Annotated in this window: 19 protein-coding genes, 1 tRNA gene and 1 pseudogene; all 21 read left to right on the plus strand. The window is 53.0% G+C overall.

Annotated features, from left to right (window positions below):
• The first annotated feature begins 68 nt into the window (after positions 1-68).
• The 21 genes and pseudogenes from B3K89_RS13795 (at position 69) to rplE (ending at position 17,389) form a co-directional block, all read left to right on the plus strand.
• Complete coding sequence (locus B3K89_RS13795; protein ID WP_414712349.1) at positions 69-425, plus strand: Sua5 family C-terminal domain-containing protein; 357 nt, start codon at positions 69-71, stop codon at positions 423-425.
• Positions 426-483: 58 nt separating this feature from the next.
• A tRNA-Leu gene (locus B3K89_RS10170) sits at positions 484-570 on the plus strand.
• Positions 571-699: 129 nt separating this feature from the next.
• Positions 700-4,146: a DNA-directed RNA polymerase subunit beta gene (gene rpoB / locus B3K89_RS10175; protein WP_345907370.1), complete on the plus strand. Its 3,447-nt coding sequence runs from the start codon at positions 700-702 to the stop codon at positions 4,144-4,146.
• A gap of 15 nt (positions 4,147-4,161) precedes the next feature.
• A pseudogene (gene rpoC / locus B3K89_RS10180) lies at positions 4,162-8,444 on the plus strand (DNA-directed RNA polymerase subunit beta').
• 174 nt (positions 8,445-8,618) lie between these two features.
• Entirely contained in the window at positions 8,619-8,993 is a 375-nt protein-coding gene (rpsL, locus tag B3K89_RS10185) for a 30S ribosomal protein S12 (RefSeq protein WP_013608506.1), read from the plus strand.
• Positions 8,994-9,011: 18 nt separating this feature from the next.
• Positions 9,012-9,482, plus strand: coding sequence for a 30S ribosomal protein S7 (gene rpsG / locus B3K89_RS10190; RefSeq protein ID WP_293895997.1), 471 nt, complete (start codon positions 9,012-9,014; stop codon positions 9,480-9,482).
• A 392-nt stretch (positions 9,483-9,874) separates the two neighbouring features.
• A complete protein-coding gene (gene tuf / locus B3K89_RS10195) occupies positions 9,875-11,065 on the plus strand; it encodes an elongation factor Tu (RefSeq protein ID WP_293896000.1) in 1,191 nt (396 codons plus the stop codon).
• Positions 11,066-11,129: 64 nt separating this feature from the next.
• The gene (gene rpsJ, locus B3K89_RS10200) at positions 11,130-11,438 is read left to right on the plus strand and encodes a 30S ribosomal protein S10 (protein ID WP_013608503.1); all 309 of its coding nucleotides are present in this window, start codon (positions 11,130-11,132) and stop codon (positions 11,436-11,438) included.
• Positions 11,439-11,455: 17 nt separating this feature from the next.
• Complete coding sequence (gene rplC, locus B3K89_RS10205) at positions 11,456-12,076, plus strand: 50S ribosomal protein L3 (RefSeq protein WP_288014520.1); 621 nt, start codon at positions 11,456-11,458, stop codon at positions 12,074-12,076.
• 11 nt (positions 12,077-12,087) lie between these two features.
• Entirely contained in the window at positions 12,088-12,717 is a 630-nt protein-coding gene (rplD, locus tag B3K89_RS10210) for a 50S ribosomal protein L4 (protein ID WP_293896006.1), read from the plus strand.
• Positions 12,718-12,728: 11 nt separating this feature from the next.
• The gene (rplW, locus tag B3K89_RS10215) at positions 12,729-13,031 is read left to right on the plus strand and encodes a 50S ribosomal protein L23 (RefSeq protein WP_293896009.1); all 303 of its coding nucleotides are present in this window, start codon (positions 12,729-12,731) and stop codon (positions 13,029-13,031) included.
• 14 nt (positions 13,032-13,045) lie between these two features.
• Positions 13,046-13,870 carry a 50S ribosomal protein L2 gene (rplB, locus tag B3K89_RS10220; RefSeq protein ID WP_293896012.1) on the plus strand — a complete coding sequence of 275 codons (825 nt, stop codon included), beginning with the start codon at positions 13,046-13,048 and terminating at the stop codon, positions 13,868-13,870.
• A 9-nt stretch (positions 13,871-13,879) separates the two neighbouring features.
• Positions 13,880-14,152 (plus strand): 30S ribosomal protein S19, encoded by a 273-nt coding sequence (gene rpsS / locus B3K89_RS10225; protein ID WP_013608498.1) that lies wholly within the window; start codon positions 13,880-13,882, stop codon positions 14,150-14,152.
• Positions 14,153-14,169: 17 nt separating this feature from the next.
• A complete protein-coding gene (gene rplV / locus B3K89_RS10230) occupies positions 14,170-14,532 on the plus strand; it encodes a 50S ribosomal protein L22 (RefSeq protein WP_293896015.1) in 363 nt (120 codons plus the stop codon).
• Positions 14,533-15,240, plus strand: a complete 708-nt coding sequence (gene rpsC, locus B3K89_RS10235; protein ID WP_293896017.1) for a 30S ribosomal protein S3 — start codon at positions 14,533-14,535, stop codon at positions 15,238-15,240.
• Between the two features lie 6 nt (positions 15,241-15,246).
• Positions 15,247-15,663: a 50S ribosomal protein L16 gene (rplP, locus tag B3K89_RS10240; protein WP_293896020.1), complete on the plus strand. Its 417-nt coding sequence runs from the start codon at positions 15,247-15,249 to the stop codon at positions 15,661-15,663.
• A gap of 4 nt (positions 15,664-15,667) precedes the next feature.
• The gene (gene rpmC / locus B3K89_RS10245; RefSeq protein ID WP_293896023.1) at positions 15,668-15,874 is read left to right on the plus strand and encodes a 50S ribosomal protein L29; all 207 of its coding nucleotides are present in this window, start codon (positions 15,668-15,670) and stop codon (positions 15,872-15,874) included.
• Positions 15,875-15,889: 15 nt separating this feature from the next.
• Positions 15,890-16,141 carry a 30S ribosomal protein S17 gene (gene rpsQ, locus B3K89_RS10250; RefSeq protein ID WP_293896026.1) on the plus strand — a complete coding sequence of 84 codons (252 nt, stop codon included), beginning with the start codon at positions 15,890-15,892 and terminating at the stop codon, positions 16,139-16,141.
• A 15-nt stretch (positions 16,142-16,156) separates the two neighbouring features.
• On the plus strand, positions 16,157-16,522 hold the full coding sequence (gene rplN / locus B3K89_RS10255; RefSeq protein WP_244772290.1) for a 50S ribosomal protein L14: 366 nt from the start codon (positions 16,157-16,159) through the stop codon (positions 16,520-16,522).
• A gap of 10 nt (positions 16,523-16,532) precedes the next feature.
• The gene (gene rplX / locus B3K89_RS10260) at positions 16,533-16,838 is read left to right on the plus strand and encodes a 50S ribosomal protein L24 (protein WP_293896032.1); all 306 of its coding nucleotides are present in this window, start codon (positions 16,533-16,535) and stop codon (positions 16,836-16,838) included.
• On the plus strand, positions 16,838-17,389 hold the full coding sequence (rplE, locus tag B3K89_RS10265; RefSeq protein WP_293896035.1) for a 50S ribosomal protein L5: 552 nt from the start codon (positions 16,838-16,840) through the stop codon (positions 17,387-17,389). Before rplX ends, rplE begins: the two co-directional genes overlap by 1 nt.
• Positions 17,390-17,396: the final 7 nt, after the last annotated feature.

The raw sequence follows: 17,396 nt of genomic DNA on the forward strand, positions 1-17,396 counted from the left end.
CCGTTTTACTGCGCCCCGGTGGTGTTTCGATAGAAGCCCTGGAGGAATTCCTGTGCTACCGTCCCTTCCTGCCCGGTGAAGATGGGGCGGCTACTCGCCGTTCCCCCGGTACTCGTTACCGGCATTATGCGCCGCGGGTTCCCCTTTTTCTACGCGAGGACGAATCGGTTTGGGAAAAGATCGAGGCTTGGGATCCCTCCAAAAGGGCCTACGTTGGAATTCGTGCCCCCGGTGCCTCTTTTGCCTTCGTCCGCCTCTTCCCGGATGCCGAGTCCTACGCCCGCGGACTATTTTCCGCCCTGCGGGAACTCGAAAGATCCGGCGCCTGCGTGATCGTGGCCGATTGGCCGGGAGAAGCCCGGGTAGGGCTCGCTCTCAGGGATCGGCTACGAAGGGCTTCCGGCGGGTCTAACATGCCCGAATAGCGAAGGGCCCTTGCCAAAAAGAGATCGGGTTGCTAAAATCCCGTTTGTTGGTTTCGATGTCGGGGTGGCGGAATTGGTAGACGCGCTAGACTCAGGCTCTAGTGGGCATTAGCCTGTGGGGGTTCAACTCCCCCCCTCGACACCATAAAAACTGGAAGAAGTTCCATGTCAGGTCGTGCCTGTCTGTTGACATTGCGCGGCCTTTTTGCTATTATGCCCCTTCGTCACCTCTAGGATTGTCCCCATAAACCCCTTAAGGGAGGTCGTAACTCCCATGACAGTTTTTGCCCCCTCAAAGAAGCACATTCAGCGCCGTGTTTTTGGGAGAGCCAAGGATCTCATTGATCTACCCGATCTTGTAGAGGTCCAGAGGAATTCCTACCGATGGTTTTTCCAGGCCGAAACAGAGGCGGATTCCCGCGAGGCCCAAGGCCTCCAGGAAATCCTGGCGGAGATTTTTCCCATTGAGAGCTACGACGGATCCTTCGCGCTCGAGTTCGTTCGCTATTTCGTGGACGAATCCCCGATCATGGAGGAGGAAGCGCGACAGCGGGACCTGACCTGGTCCATGCCTGTCCGTGCAACGATCCGTCTGGTGAACCGGAAGAACGGAGAAATCAAGGAAGAGGAGATATACCTCGGGGATTTTCCCGTCATGACGGACCGGGGAACGTTCATCGTCAACGGGACCGAGCGAGTGGTGGTCAACCAGCTGGCACGGTCGGCAGGCGTTTACTTCAGCGCGGACACCACCGTTCCTGGAGGAGAGTCGTATGCAGCCAAGGTGATCCCCGACAGGGGCGCCTGGCTCGAGTTTGACCTGACTCCCGGGGACGTCTTGTCCGTCAATATCGACAACCGCAAGAAGATCCCCGTTACGATGCTCCTTAAGGCCTTCGGGGCCACGAGCGACGAAGAGATACTGAAGCTGTTCGGGGCCGCTCCCGAGCAGATCGACCTCGTGGAACTCCATGAAGAGGCCAGGGGTCGCCTCCTTGCGGAAGCGGTTCTCGACAAGGAAGGGCAGGTCCTGATCCGCCGCAACGACCGGTTGACGAAAGAACACCTGGAACAGCTATTCGAAATGGGAATGACCAAGGTTTGGGTCTGGAGCGTCGACAACGCTATCGCAGCTACGTTGGAAAGGGACACTTCCCGCTCCGGGGAAGATGCGGTCCTTGAACTTTTCCGCCGCCTTCGCCCCAACGAGCCGGCCCGGATGGAGAACGCCCGGGAGTATGTGTACGGACTCTTTTTCGATACCCGACGGTATAATCTGGGCCGCGTCGGCCGCTATAAGCTAAACAAGCGACTTGGCCTTGAAATCCAGGAAAACCAGCGTCTCTTGACCATTGACGATGTCGTTGCCATTATCCAGGGGATTCTCAGGCTCCGTAATGCCGAGGAAACCGAAGACGATATCGACCATCTCGGAAACAGGAGAGTCAGGGCCGTTGGCGAACTCCTCCAGAACCAGGTCCGCATCGGCCTGCTGAGGATGGAACGTATCGCCAAGGAACGGATGACCACCCTGCCCGATCTGACAAACGCCACGGCGAAGGACCTTATCAACGTTCGCCCCATCTCCGCCTCATTGAGGGAATTCTTCGGGTCCGCCCAGCTTTCCCAGTTCATGGACCAGGTCAACCCGCTTGCCGAGCTTACCCACAAGAGAAGGCTCAATGCACTCGGTCCCGGTGGTCTTTCCCGCGACCGCGCCGGCTTTGAGGTTCGTGACGTTCACTACACCCATTATGGTCGTATTTGTCCCATCGAGACTCCTGAAGGACCGAACATCGGTCTCATCGTTTCGCTGGCAAACTATACCCGCATCAACCAGCATGGATTTTTGGAGACCCCGTACCGCAAGGTAGTCAATGGAGTGGTCACCAAGCAGTACCGCTATTTGGATGCGAACGATGAAGAGAAGTTCTTCATCGCCCAGGCTTCAGCCAAGTTGGACAGTGACGGCAATTTCCATGACAATGAGGTTCCTGTACGCAGAAGTGGAGACTACTCCACCAAGCCGCCGGCCGAAATCAAGTACATGGACGTTGATCCGAAGCAGGTCATCAGTGTTGCAGCCTCCCTTATTCCGTTCCTTGAGCACGACGATGCCAACCGAGCCTTGATGGGTTCGAACATGCAGCGTCAGGCGGTTCCCCTTGTATTTCCCGAAACCCCGCGTGTGGGTACCGGCATGGAAGGCAAGACCGCGTATGACAGTGGTGTATTGGTAAAGGCCAAGCGAAGTGGAACGGTTACGTATGTAAGCTCCGACCGTGTGGTGGTTCAGCCTGATTCTGCAGAGATTCAAGGCCAACTGGATACCTACGAGGTGCAGAAATACCAGAGAACCAACCAGGATACCTGTTTCAACCAGAAGCCGATCGTATCGTTCGGCCAGCATGTTGAGGCCGGTGAAGTGTTGGCTGACGGTCCTGCAACACAGAGTGGTGAGTTGGCGCTCGGACGCAACATTCTTGTAGGCTTCGTTCCTTGGAACGGCTACAACTATGAGGACGCCGTTCTCATCAGTGAGCGCGTTGTCAAGGACGATATTTTCACCTCGGTCCACATCAAGGAGTTCACCACTGATATCCGTGAGACCAAGCTCGGTCCTGAGAAGCTTACCCGCGATATCCCCAATACGAGCGAGAAAATGCTTGAGCAGTTGGATGAGGATGGCATTGTACGCATCGGAACCGCAGTTCGCCCGGGCTCGATTCTGGTCGGCAAGGTGACTCCCAAGAGTGAGAGCGATACGACTCCCGAGTTCAAGTTGCTCAACTCGATTTTCGGTGAGAAGGCCAAGGAGGTTCGCGACACCTCCCTGAAGGTTCCCCATGGAACCGAGGGTACGGTCATCGACATCCAGCGCCTCAAGCGGAGCAACAATGACGAGCTTCCTCCCGGTGTTGAGGAGACGGTGAAGGTCCTTATCGCCACCAAGCGCAAGCTCAGGCAAGGTGACAAGATGGCGGGAAGGCATGGCAACAAGGGTGTTGTAAGCCGAATTCTTGCCGAGGAAGACATGCCGTACATGGCTGATGGCACTCCGCTTGATGTCTGCTTGAACCCGTTGGGCGTTCCGTCCCGAATGAACATCGGTCAGTTGATGGAGACCCAGCTGGGTTGGGCTGCCGTGAAGCTGGACAAGTGGTATTCCACTCCGGTCTTCCAGAGTGCAACGATGGCTCAGATCGAGGAGAAAATGCGCGAGGCGGGGCTGCCTGAGAACTCCAAGACCGTTCTTTACAACGGTTTGACCGGTGTTCCGTTCGTCAACCCTGTATTCTGCGGATATATCTACTATTTGAAGCTGCACCACCTGGTCGATGACAAGATGCATGCCCGTTCAACCGGTCCCTACTCTCTGGTAACCCAGCAGCCGCTCGGCGGCAAGGCTCAGTTCGGTGGTCAGAGACTCGGAGAGATGGAAGTGTGGGCCCTTGAGGCGTACGGCGCTGCCAATACGCTGCAGGAGCTTTTGACCATCAAGAGTGACGACATGAACGGACGTGTCAAGATTTATGAGAGTATCGTCAAGGGTGAGCCGGCTACTACAGCAGGAATGCCCGAGGCATTCAACGTTTTGGTTCAGGAGATCCGCGGCTTGGCTCTGGATATGTCTGTGTATGACTCCAAGGGTCGGCAGGTGCCCCTTACCGAACGTGATGAAGAGTTGATCGCCAAGCAGTCGAAAGGCTCCCTCAACTAACCAGGAGAAGTACGGATGAAAGAAATTCAAGATTTCGATAGCATCATGATAAAGCTGGCTTCGCCGGAACAGATCAAGGATTGGTCCTACGGCGAGGTGAAGAAGCCGGAGACGATCAACTACCGCACCCTTCGTCCGGAGCGCGATGGTCTTTTCTGCGAAAAGATTTTCGGTACGACCAAGGAGTGGGAGTGCTACTGCGGTAAATTCAAATCGATTCGCTACAAGGGTGTCATTTGCGACCGGTGTGGTGTCGAGGTTACCAATACCAAGGTGCGTCGTGAACGCATGGGTCACATCACCTTGGCGGCCCCGGTTTCCCATATTTGGTACTATCGCTCGGTTCCCAGCCGTATGAGCATGCTGCTCGATATTACCCGCAACTCCCTGCAGAGCATTCTTTACTATGAGAAATATGTAGTGATCAACGCAGGGGATACCAATCTGAAGAGCAAGCAGTTGCTTTCCGAAGAGGAGTACTGGCAGGCTCGTGAGCAGTATGGCGACTCTTTTGAGGCAGGCATGGGTGCCGAGGCGGTACGCAAGCTTTTGGTCAATCTCGACCTCGAGGAACTCTCTCGCGATCTTCGCGAACAGATGCGCCTCAAGGGAGACAAGGCTGACAAGCGCCTGCTCAAGCGCATCGAGGTGTGTGAAAACTTCCGTGACAGCGGCAACCGCCCTGAGTGGATGATTCTCACCGTCATTCCTGTCATTCCCCCCGATCTCAGGCCCATGGTACAGCTCGATGGCGGCCGTTTTGCCACCAGCGACCTGAATGACCTGTATCGTCGCGTGATCAACCGAAACAACCGTCTTGACCGTTTGGTCAAGCTCAACGCACCGGACATCATCATCCGCAATGAGAAGCGTATGCTTCAGGAAGCGGTGGATGCTCTCTTTGACAACTCAAAGCGCAAGCGGGTTGTCAAGGGCGCGAGCAACAGGCCGTTGAAGAGCCTCTCCGACATGCTGAAGGGCAAGCAGGGCAGGTTCCGACAGAACTTGCTCGGAAAGCGTGTTGACTACTCCGGACGTTCGGTAATCGTTGTCGGTCCCGAGCTGAGAATGCACCAGTGCGGTCTTCCTTCGAAGATGGCCCTTGAGCTGTACAAGCCTTTCATCATGAAGAAGCTGGTACAGGATGGCGTTGTCTACAATATCAAGAAGGCGAAGAGCCTGGTTGAGGAAGAGACCGATGCCGTATGGTCCATCCTTGATGAAGTTGTCAAGGAACACCCTGTCCTGCTCAACCGTGCACCTACGCTGCACCGTCTTGGCATTCAGGCTTTCGACCCCGTCCTCGTGGATGGAAAGGCCATCAAGCTGCATCCGCTGGTATGTCATGCCTACAACGCCGACTTCGACGNNGCGACCAGATGGCGGTGCACGTACCGTTGACGCATGCAGCCCAGCTTGAGTGTTGGACGCTGATGCTCAGTGTTACAAACCTGCTCGACCCCGCAAACGGAAAACCGATCGTCTATCCTTCTCAGGACATGGTTCTTGGTATCAACTACCTGACCCGTGACATGAAGGGTGCCGCCGGCGAAGGCAAGTATTTTGACAATATCGACGAGCTTGAGGCGGCTCTTGATACCGGACTGCTCTCCTATAATGCGAGGATTCGCTACAAGCTGGAGAATGGGACCAAGATTGAGACCACTCCCGGCCGCGTTCTTTTTAATTCCGTCCTTCCCAAGAGTGTTCCGTTCCAGAACGCAACCCTCGGAGACAAGGAGCTCAAGGCTTTGATCGGTGACACCCTGAAGGCCAACGACAACTCCATCGCCGTTGAGATGCTCGACTCCATCAAGGATATCGGTTACAAGTATGCAACGCTCTTCGGTGCAACCATCGGCCTGTCGGATATGATCGTTCCCGCCGCCAAGCAGGAATTGGTCAGTAAGGCGAACAACGAGCAGCAGAGAATTCTCGAGCAGTATCGCCAGGGTCATATCACCCAGGAAGAACGGTACAACAGGGTCATCGAGGTCTGGACACAGACCAATGACCAGCTTACCGACGCTTTGATGGGTGAGTTGCGAAGCAGCCAGAACGGCTTCAACCCGCTGTTCCTCATGGCTGACTCCGGTGCTCGAGGATCGAAGACCCAGATCAGGCAGCTTGGTGGTATGCGCGGTTTGATGGCAAAGCCGTCCGGCGACGTCATCGAATTCCCCATCAAGTCGAACTTCAAGGAAGGTCTTTCGATCATCGAGTTTTTCATTTCCACCAACGGTGCCCGTAAAGGTCTGTCCGATACCGCACTCAAGACTGCTGAGGCAGGGTACCTTACCCGCCGTCTGGTTGATATCAGCCAGGATGTTGTCATCAATGAGGATGACTGCCACACAATCAACGGTATCTGGAGAGGAGCTCTCAAGGATGGTGATGAGATTATCGAATCGCTGTCCGAGCGCATCGTCGGACGCTGTCCCGTCGAGGATGTCATGCATCCCTTCTCCCGTCAGGTCATTGCCCAGGCCAATGTCGAAATCGATGAGGCTACCGCCCTCAAGATCGAGGAAGCCGGTATTGAGAGCGTATTGCTGAAGACTGTGCTAACCTGTGAAGCGAAACACGGTGTCTGCCGCAAGTGCTACGGCCGCAATCTTGCAACCAACAGGCCGGTTGTCATCGGTGAGGCGGTCGGCATCATCGCCGCCCAGTCCATCGGTCAGCCGGGTACCCAGCTGACGATGCGTACGTTCCACGTCGGTGGTACTGCTTCGACGAGTGCAGAGGAGAACAAGCTTACTTTCAACTATCCCGTGCTTATCGGCAACATCACCGGAACCAGGGTCGTCCGAGAGAGTGACTCGATCGATGTATTCACCCGCAAGGGCCACATCGAATATTTCCGTGTCAATGCCGTTATTGATGAAGGTCAATACGACTCCTTGTTGGTTGAGGATGGATCGATTGTAGCCAAGGGAACCCCGTTGTACCTGAAGAAGGGCAAGGAAGTGACCAGTGGAGAGAACGGGTCGGTAAAGATTGTCGGTTCCAAGGTGTATCTTGTCGGCCACTCCACCAGTCAGGTGGTCAAGACCGGTTCCGAGCTCTTGGTTGCAAGCGGCCAGTTTGTGGAGGCGAAGACTCCGATTGTCTCCTTCGACCCATTCAGTGAACCTGTGTTGGCTGAAGTAGGCGGTTTTGTCAACTTCGTCGATATCAAGCTGGGAACCACCTTGATCGAGGAAGTGAACGAAGAGACAGGCAATATCGAGAAGAAGATTACCGAACACAGTTTGGAGTCGCTCCAGCCCCGCATCGAGATTACGAGTGCAGAGCACGGAAAGGGCGATGTGCTTGCAGCATATCTGTTGCCCGGCGGCTCGTATCTGCAGATCAATGATAATGCCAAGGTCTATAAGGGCACCATTCTTGCCAAGCTGCTGAAGGAAGGTGTCAAGACCAAGGATATCACCGGTGGTCTTCCCCGTGTCGGCGAGCTTTTCGAGGCTCGAAGGCCCCGCAACGCGGCAATCCTTGCCCAGGTTGCAGGCTTGGTAAGCTTTGCATCAATCGTCAAGGGCAAGCGGACCATCGTGATCACCGATCCGTACGGCCATGAGTACAAGCACATGGTACCGATGGGCAGGAATCTGTTGGTACGTGACGGCGACTCGGTGGAAGCTGCCGAGGCACTGTGTGACGGCTCTGTGGATCCGCACGACATCCTGGACATCCTCGGGGAGAACGCTTTGCAGTCCTTCCTGGTGGACGAGGTTCAGGAGGTTTACCGCATGCAGGGTGTACAGATCAACGACAAGCACCTTGGCATCATTGTCAGGCAGATGCTCCGCAAGGTCGAGGTTGTCCATGTCGGTGATACCAACCTGATTCATGGGCAGCAGGTTGATAAGTATCGGTTCTTCGAGGAAAATGACCGGGTGATCGCCGAAGGCGGCGAGCCTGCTGTTGCAAGGCCGTTGCTGCTTGGCATCACCCGTGCATCCTTGAGCATCGACTCCTTCATCAGTGCAGCCTCCTTCCAGGAGACTACCAAGGTCTTGACAAACGCAGCAATTGCTGGTAGTAAAGATGAGTTGCGCGGTCTGAAAGAGAACGTCATCATCGGCCACCTCATTCCTGCCGGAACCGGCATGAAGAAGTACCGTGATGTGAAACTCAAGGACGAGGAGTTGCTTGCACTGCAGCAGAAAGTTGATGCGGTCAAGGAGTCCAGGCGTCAAGAGATGATTGATGACGATGATTTCGACGTCGAAGATTTGGCAGACATGAAATCCGTAGGTGATACCGTGGATGTGGACGATTTGGACGAGGAGTGATGGATGCGCCTGTCGGCGTATCCACAGCCTGGAACGACTCGTGTAAAAACCACACCGCTGTGTCCATGCTGGGTACGGATTTTACATACGAGGCGCTGCCCGTAGGGGTGGCGCAGATCCCTGCTTTTGTGAGAGGCGGTGGATCAAAGAAAGAAAAGGGAGTGTGTCTACAAGATGCCTACTATTAATCAGCTGATCAGAAAAGGGAGGACAAGCGTCCGCAACAAGACCAAGTCCCCAGCCCTTGAAGGTTGTCCCCAGAAGCGTGGTGTTTGCACCAGGGTTATGACCGTCACCCCGAAGAAGCCGAACTCTGCTCTGAGAAAGGTCGCCCGTGTGCGCCTTTCCAACGGTATTGAAGTTACCGCGTACATTCCCGGTATCGGACACAATCTGCAGGAGCACTCTGTTGTTCTTCTGCGCGGTGGAAGGGTCAAGGACCTTCCCGGTGTTCGCTATCACATTGTCCGCGGTGCCAAGGATACCCTCGGTGTTGCAGATCGGAAGAGAAGTCGCTCCAAGTATGGTGCGAAGAGACCCAAGGCTTGATAAGGGAGGAGATGGAATATGTCAAGAAGAACTACTGCTCCCGTCAGGGAAGTATTGCCCGATCCCGTCTATGGGAGTGTCATTGTTGAGAAGTTCATCTGCCGCATGATGGTGGATGGCAAGAAGTCCATCAGCACCAGGATCATCTACCAGGCTATGGCCAGCCTTGGCGAGAAGACCGGTGAGAAGCCGTTGGACGTATTTCTCAAAGCCTTGGAAAATGTGAAGCCTGTTGTAGAAGTAAAGAGCCGCCGTGTCGGTGGTGCCACCTATCAGGTTCCTGTTGAGATTCGTGACAATCGCCGCGAAGCGCTTGCAATGCGTTGGATTATCACCGCCGCCCGCAATCGCAATGGTCGCAGCATGGCTGAGAAGCTCGGTGCCGAGCTCCTTGATGCCTTCCAGAATACCGGTTCCGCCTTCAAGAAGAAGGAAGACACCCACAGGATGGCAGAGGCCAACAAGGCTTTCAGTCACTACCGTTGGTAGTCCTATACCAAAGAAAATCCGGCTTTTTCAAAAGAAAAGCCGGTTTTTTTTGTATCTGTATATAAACAAAAGAGTATTGCTTGACATAAAAACTGCTTTCGCATATAGTGCTTAAGGTGTCCGCACAGCTATGCCTATGCGGTGCTATGAAGAGCCAAACCAATTATTGCAGAAGCAATGATAAGGTGGTTTCAGGCAGTACGAAGTTTTTTAAAAAACTTATACTATGTCGTCAGGATGGATTCTCCAGGCCTGAGGACCTCTGGAATCCTCTTATGTCATGTTTCCAAGTAATTAGTTTGTCTCAATCGGAATGGTAAAGGCTTTGGGCCTTTATGAGCACATATTAATTATTTTTGTGACCGTCTATGGAACGTCACAAGGAGGAAATGATGGCAAAAGAGAAATTTCAGAGGAACAAGCCACACGTAAACGTAGGAACCATCGGTCACGTTGACCATGGCAAGACTACCCTTACCGCAGCAATTACCATGCACTGTGCAAGACTGTTCGGCGATAAGGCACTCGCTTACGATGCAATTGACAACGCCCCTGAAGAAAAAGAGCGTGGTATTACCATTAACACCAGACACGTTGAGTATCAGTCCACCAACAGGCACTATGCTCACGTTGACTGCCCGGGTCACGCTGACTACATCAAGAACATGATCACCGGTGCTGCTCAGATGGACGGCGCCATCATCGTCGTTGCAGCAACCGACGGAGCCATGGCTCAGACCAAGGAGCACATCCTTCTTGCCCGCCAGGTTGGTGTACCCTGCTTGATCGTGTTCATCAACAAGTGCGACCAGGTTGACGATCCTGAATTGATCGATCTCGTTGAGGAAGAGATGCGCGACCTGCTTCGTGCACAGGGATTCGATGGCGACAACGCTCCGGTAATCCGCGGCAGCGCCTATGAAGCCATGACCGAGCCTGACAATCCTGAGAAGACCAAGTGCCTCGACGAGCTGCTCGAAGCCATGGACACCTATATTCCGCTTCCGGAGCGTGCTGTTGACCAGCCCTTCCTGATGCCGATTGAAGACATCTTCTCCATCTCCGGTCGCGGTACCGTTGTTACCGGTCGTATCGAACGCGGTATCATCAAGGTCAACGATCCTGCTTCCATCGTCGGTATCAAGGAAACCCGTGACACCGTCGTAACCGGCGTTGAGATGTTCAACAAGCTGCTCGACGAAGGTCAGGCTGGTGACAACATCGGAGCACTGCTGCGCGGTGTTGACAAGAAGGACGTTGTTCGCGGCCAGGTTCTGGCAAAGCCCAAGTCGATCATGCCCCACGCCAAGTTCAATGGTACCGTGTACGTATTGAGCAAGGATGAAGGCGGTCGTCACTCTCCGTTCTTCAGCGGCTATCGCCCGCAGTTCTATTTCCGCACCACTGACATCACTGGTACGGTAAACCTGCCCGAAGGCAAGCAGATGGTTCTGCCTGGTGACCACACCGAGATTATTGTTGAGCTGATTCACCCGATCGCCATGGACAAGGGCCTCCGCTTCGCTATCCGCGAAGGTGGTAGAACCGTTGCTTCCGGTCAGGTAACCGAGATTATCGACTGAGTTCATTGACGAATGTCTTGCCATCATCGGTTGGTGATGGCAAGGCCCGTTTTTTGGAGGAATAATGGCTAAAGAAAGAATTCGAGTAAGGTTGAGAGGCTTTGATATTGAGCTTGTTGAACAGAGCTCTAAAGCTATCGTTGAAACTGTCGTCAGGGCTGGCGCTACTGTGTCCGGGCCTGTTCCTCTCCCGACTCGTATTAACAAGTACACTGTCCTGAGATCGCCCTTTGTCAATAAAAAGTCTCGTGAACAATTCGAGATGAGAACCCACAAAAGGTTGATTGACATTTTGGATCCTACATCAAAAGTCATGGATGCCCTCATGAAGCTTGAGCTCCCTGCCGGTGTGGATGTAGAGATTAAACAGTAAGAGAGTTGAGGTAAGAGATGTTAGGGCTTATCGGCAAAAAAGTTGGAATGACACAGGTGTTTGATGCGCAAGGCAGGCTCACACCCGTGACTGTAATAAAAATTGAGGGCAATGTTGTTGTCGGGGAACGTACTGACGAAAAGCACGGATATAGTGCTGCCGTCCTGGGTTCCATTGACAAGAAAAAAAGCACTATCACCAAGCCGTATGCAGGGCAGTTCACCGATGTGTGTGAGCCGAAGCAGCATGTCATTGAGTTCCGTGACTATGACAAGGAACTTACCGTCGGCGAGGTGTTGGGCGTGGATATATTCAAGGACGCCGCCTTTGTGGACGTCACCGGGACTACGAAAGGTAAGGGTTATGCCGGTGGTATGAAGCGTCATGGCTTCTCTGGCGGTCGCGCCACCCACGGTTCCAAGTTCCACCGCGATATCGGTGGTACTGCAATGTCATCCACCCCTGCCCGCACGTTCAAGGGTCACCGAATGGCCGGCCACATGGGTAATGAGAGGATGACGGTTCAGAACCTGAAGGTCGTCCGTGTCGATGAAGAGATGCAGGTCCTTATGGTTAAGGGTGCAATCCCTGGCCCCGCCCAGAGTGTCGTCATCGTCAAGAAAGCGATTAAGAAGTAGGGGCGAGATATATGGAAACGAAAGTCTTTTCAATTGACGGCAGTGAAGTCAGAAGCATTGAGTTGAATGATCAAGTGTTCAACAGAGAAGTGAGTGACGGATCCATTTATTATGCCGTAAACAACGAGCTTGCAAACCGGCGTGTCGGTACTGCATGCACGAAGACCCGCGCTGAGGTCCATTACAGCAACGTAAAGCCATACAAACAGAAGGGAACCGGTAACGCACGTGCCGGTGACAAGAAGTCTCCCATCTGGGTTGGTGGTGGTACGATTTTCGGACCCAAGCCGCGTGATTATAGCTACACCCTTCCCAAGAAGATGAAGAGGCTTGCCATGAAGAGCCTGCTCTCTTTGGGGGTCAAGGAGGAGCGCCTCGTAGTAGTTGAGGATTTCTCCATTGAAAGTGGCAAGACCAAGGATTTGAACCAGATCATCAAGAATTTTGTGAAGGATGAGTCCAGAACCATCCTGATCTTGAAGGATGATGATGAGATGGTGCGCCGCGCTGCGAGGAACATTCCGTACCTGCGTGTTCTCTCATACAACAGGCTTTCTGCAAAGGAACTGCTGTATGGAAGAAAGCTCTTGGTTCTGGAAGGTGCCGCTAAAAATCTGAACGATTTCTACGGCGACAAATAAGGGGACCGGAAATGAGAGCAGATCAAATTATCATCGAGCCCGTTCTGAGCGAAAAAACAAACATTGCTCGTGAAGGCGAAACGAAAAAGTACACGTTCAAGGTCCACATGGACAGCAATAAATTCCAGATCAAGGCTGCTGTAAAGGAGCTGTTTGGAGTTGAGGTTGCCGATTGCAACGTGATGATTGTAAAGGGCAAGCCGAAGTATTCCCGCGGTAAGGGTGGCAGCATCCTTGGTAACACCGGTGATTGGAAGAAGGCTGTCGTAACCTTGGCCAAGGGTGCAACCATCCAGGCCATCGAAGGCGTATAAGGAGAAGTTGGAACATGGCTCTAAAAACTTACAAGCCCAATACTCCCGGCCTTCGCCAGAAGACTACTTTGGTCTTCAGCGAGCTGACTGCCAGCAAGCCTGAGAAGTCCTTGACCGTCGGCCTTACCAAGAAGGCTGGTCGGGATACTTTCGGGCGCATCAGTGTTCGCCGTAGAGGCGGTGGCCATAAGCGTGCATATCGTATTATCGATTTCAAGCGCGACAAGTACGGCATTCCCGGAATTGTCAAGACTATCGAATACGATCCGAACCGCAGTGCAAACATTGCCTTGGTATTCTATGCCGACGGCGAGAAGCGCTACATGATTGCTCCGAAGGGACTGACCGTAGGGACCACCGTGGTCAGCGGACCTGATGCTCCCATTCAGAGCGGCAATGCTCTTCCTTTGAAGAAAGTGCCCCTTGGGTTGATGGTCCACAACGTTGAGCTCACCCTCGGTCGCGGTGGACAGCTTGTCCGCTCTGCAGGTCTTGGTGCAACCGTTGTCGCCAAGGAAGGTGACTATGTAACGCTGCGCCTCCCCTCCGGTGAAATGCGCATGGTGTTCGGTGAGTGTTATGCTACCCTCGGGCAGCTCGGCAATGAAGACCATATGAATGTCAGCCTCGGAAAGGCCGGCGCAAGCCGTCACCTGGGAAGAAGGCCCAAGGTTCGCGGTGTTGCAATGAACCCGATCGATCACCCGCATGGTGGTGGTGAAGGCAAGACTGCAGCTGGACGCAACCCTGTTACCCCGTGGGGTAAGCCGACCAAGGGTGGCAAGACTCGTTCCAAGAAGAAGCCTTCCGGTGCCTTTATCGTGAAGAAGCGGAAGTAGGAGAAGAAAGTGGCTAGATCAATCAAAAAAGGTCCTTTTATTGAGAAGAAATTGTATAAGAGGATTCAGGAGTCTCTCAAGACTAATCAGAAGCAGATGATCAAGACTTATTCCCGCTGTTCAACGATCATCCCTGAAATGGTGGGATTCACGATTTCCGTCTACAACGGAAAGACTTGGATTCCTGTATTTGTGACGGAGAACCTGGTAGGGCACAAGCTTGGTGAGTTTTCACCCACCAGAATCTTCCGCGGGCATGCATCCGACAAGAAGGTTGGTTAATCGCAATGGGTACTAATATGGAAGAAAAGAAAGGTTACTCAGCAACTGCAAAGTATCTGATGGTATCTCCTTCCAAGGTTCGCCCCGTCGCCAATCTTGTGAGGAATAAGTCCTATGTGGAGGCTGTTGCAATTCTCGAGGCTATGCCCCAGAAGGGATCGAATTTGATCCTGAAAGTGTTGCAATCCGCTTGTGCAAATGCTCTTGATCAGAACAAGAAGATCGATGAAGAGAATCTTGTGATCAAGGAGTTGCAGGTTAACGAGGGTCCGAGGCTCAAGAGAGTCTGGCCGAGATCCCATGGAAGACGGGATATTCTGCTTAAGAGGATGTCACACATTACCGTCGTCGTTGACGAAAAAGCAAGCGTGAGGAAATAAATGGGCCAGAAAGTTAATCCTATTGGACTCCGTCTTGGAGTCAACAAGACCTGGAAGTCCAAATGGTATGTGGACCCCAGGGAGTATGCAGAGACCCTGCACGAAGATTTGAAGCTGAGAAAGGCTTTGGTTGAATGCCCGGAAGTCCAGGGTGCTGAAATTTCCGATGTTGAAATCATCCGCAAGCCTCAGCGCATTACGATTGTAATCACCACCAGCCGCCCCGGCATCATTATTGGAAGCAAGGGTGCTAATGTTGAGAAGCTTGGTGAACGTCTGCAGAAGCTTTCCAACAAGAAGGTGCAGATTAAGATCAAGGAAATCAAGAAGCCCGAGGCGGATGCCCAGTTGATCGCCATGAACGTCGCCAAGCAGCTTGTATCCCGCGGTTCTTTCCGCAGAGCAATGAAGACTGCTGTTTCCAAGGCGATTCAGAGTGGTGCCCAGGGTGTGAAGATCAGGCTGAGCGGTCGTATCGGTGGTGCAGAAATTGCACGCTCGGAGTGGATGAAGGAAGGACGTGTTCCTCTTCATACCCTGCGCAGCGACATCGACTATGGTTTTGCTACTGCTAATACTACCTTTGGTGTCATTGGCGTCAAGGTTTGGGTATTCAATGGTGAAATCTACGATCGTACAATCAAAGAGGACGCCGGCGGGTTGGTAAGAAAGCCCAGCAAGAGCGAAAGCCTTGAGGCAAGGAGTTAGTAGGCCATGCTTAGTCCAAAGAGAGTAAAATATAGAAAGAAACAGCGTGGTACCACCGATGGTGTTGCCCATCGCGGAATTACGATTGCTTTTGGTGAGTATGCCCTGTTGGCTCTCGAGCCGAAGTGGATTACAAACCGCCAGATTGAGGCAGCTCGTATCGCGATGACCCGTCATATCAAGCGCGGTGGTAAGGTTTGGATCAGGATTTTCCCCGACATGCCTTACACCAAGAAGCCTGCTGAAACCCGTCAGGGTAACGGTAAAGGCGCTCCCGAAGGCTGGGTTGCTGTGGTAAAGACCGGTGCTGTCATGTTTGAAATGGGCGGCGTTACTGAAGAGCTGGCTCGTGAAGCATTGGCGCTTGCAGCGTCCAAGCTTCCGATTAAGACGAAGTTTGTCGCCAGAAGGGAAGTGGAGTGAGAGTATGAAAAATTCATATAATGATTTGACCCTTGACGAGCTGACTGCCAAGAAGGAAAAGCTGCACAAAGAGTATTTTGACCTTCGCATGGGAAGAGTGCTCGGGCATGTGGAAAATCCGCTTGCTGTTCGCACCATCAGGCGGAATATCGCTCGTGTGAATACCCGCATTCGTGAATATGAGCTCGGAATCCGGAAAGCGGCAAAGTAAGGGAGAGCGATTCAGATGGAAGTTAACAAGAAGAGTTTTACCGGCCAGGTGGTCAGTGACAAGATGGACAAGACTATTGTCGTGGCCATCTCCTCCAGAAGACTGCATCCCCTGTATAAGAAGTATGTGACCACCACCAAGAAAGTGAAGGCACATGATGAAAGGAACGAGGCCAATATCGGCGACACAGTACGTATTGTTGAAAGCCGCCACATCAGCAAAGATAAGTGCTGGCGTCTCGTGCAGATCGTCGAGCGCGCTCGCTAATAGGAGAGAGACGATATGGTACAGATGCAGACGTATTTGAATGTTGCGGACAACAGTGGTGCCAAGCAGGTGCAGTGCATCAAGGTGCTTGGCGGCAGCCACCGGTATGTTGCCGGCATCGGTGATATTATTGTGGTTGCTGTAAAGAATGCCCTGCCCCACGGCGCCATCAAGAAGGGTGACGTCATGAAGGCGGTCATTGTGAGGACAAAGAAGGAATACCGCCGACCTGACGGTACCTATATCAGGTTCGATGACAATGCTTGTGTTATCATCGATGCCAACAATAACCCGCGCGGCAAGCGTATCTTCGGGCCCGTAGCTAGAGAGCTGCGTGACAAGTACATGAAGATCGTTTCACTCGCGCCGGAAGTGTTGTAGGAGTGTGCACATGAAGCTTAAGAAGAACGACACCGTACTGATTATTGCTGGAAAGGACAAAGGAAAGTCCGGCAAAATCGTAAAGGTAGACCGTGAGAATGAGAGGGTCGTCGTCCAGGGTGCCAACATGGTCAAGAAGACCATGAAAAAGAAGAATTCGCAGGATAAGGGCGGCATCATGGAAATCGAGGCTCCGATCCACGTTTCCAACGTTGCGTATGTCACCAGCAAGGGTGAGCCTACCAGGATCGGGTACAAGTTTGATGAAAGTGGAAACAAAGTCCGCTATGCCAAGAAAACCGGGGAAGTGATCTAATGGAAAAGTTCGTACCAAACCTTAAAACGAAATACCTCGAAACTGTGGCACCTGCCCTGTTCAAGGAACTTGGCTACACCTCCAAGATGCAGATTCCAGCCTTGGAAAAGATTGTTGTCAGTGTTGGTGTCGGCGAGGCTATTACCAATAAGAAGCTTCTCGATGCTGCTGTGAAAGAGCTCGAGCAGATCACCGGTCAGCATGTACTGAAAACCAAGGCCAGGAAGTCCATTGCCAACTTCAAGGTCCGCGAGGGTCAGGAGATTGGCGCCATGGTCACCCTTCGCGGGGATAACATGTGGTTTTTCCTGGAACGGTTGATTAGTATTGCTCTTCCCCGCGTCAAGGACTTCAAGGGTGTAAAGCCTAATGCTTTTGACGGTCATGGAAACTATTCGCTTGGCATCACCGAGCAGATTATTTTTCCGGAAATCGACTTCGACAAGATCGAGCGTGTCAGCGGCTTCAATATCGCCATTGTTACGACCGCGAAGACCGATGAAGAAGGCTACGCCCTGCTTGCAAAGCTTGGCATGCCCTTCAGCAAATAAGGGTGGA

It is taken from the genome of Sphaerochaeta sp. UBA5849, from assembly GCA_002432715.1.
Lineage (GTDB): Bacteria > Spirochaetota > Spirochaetia > Sphaerochaetales > Sphaerochaetaceae > Sphaerochaeta.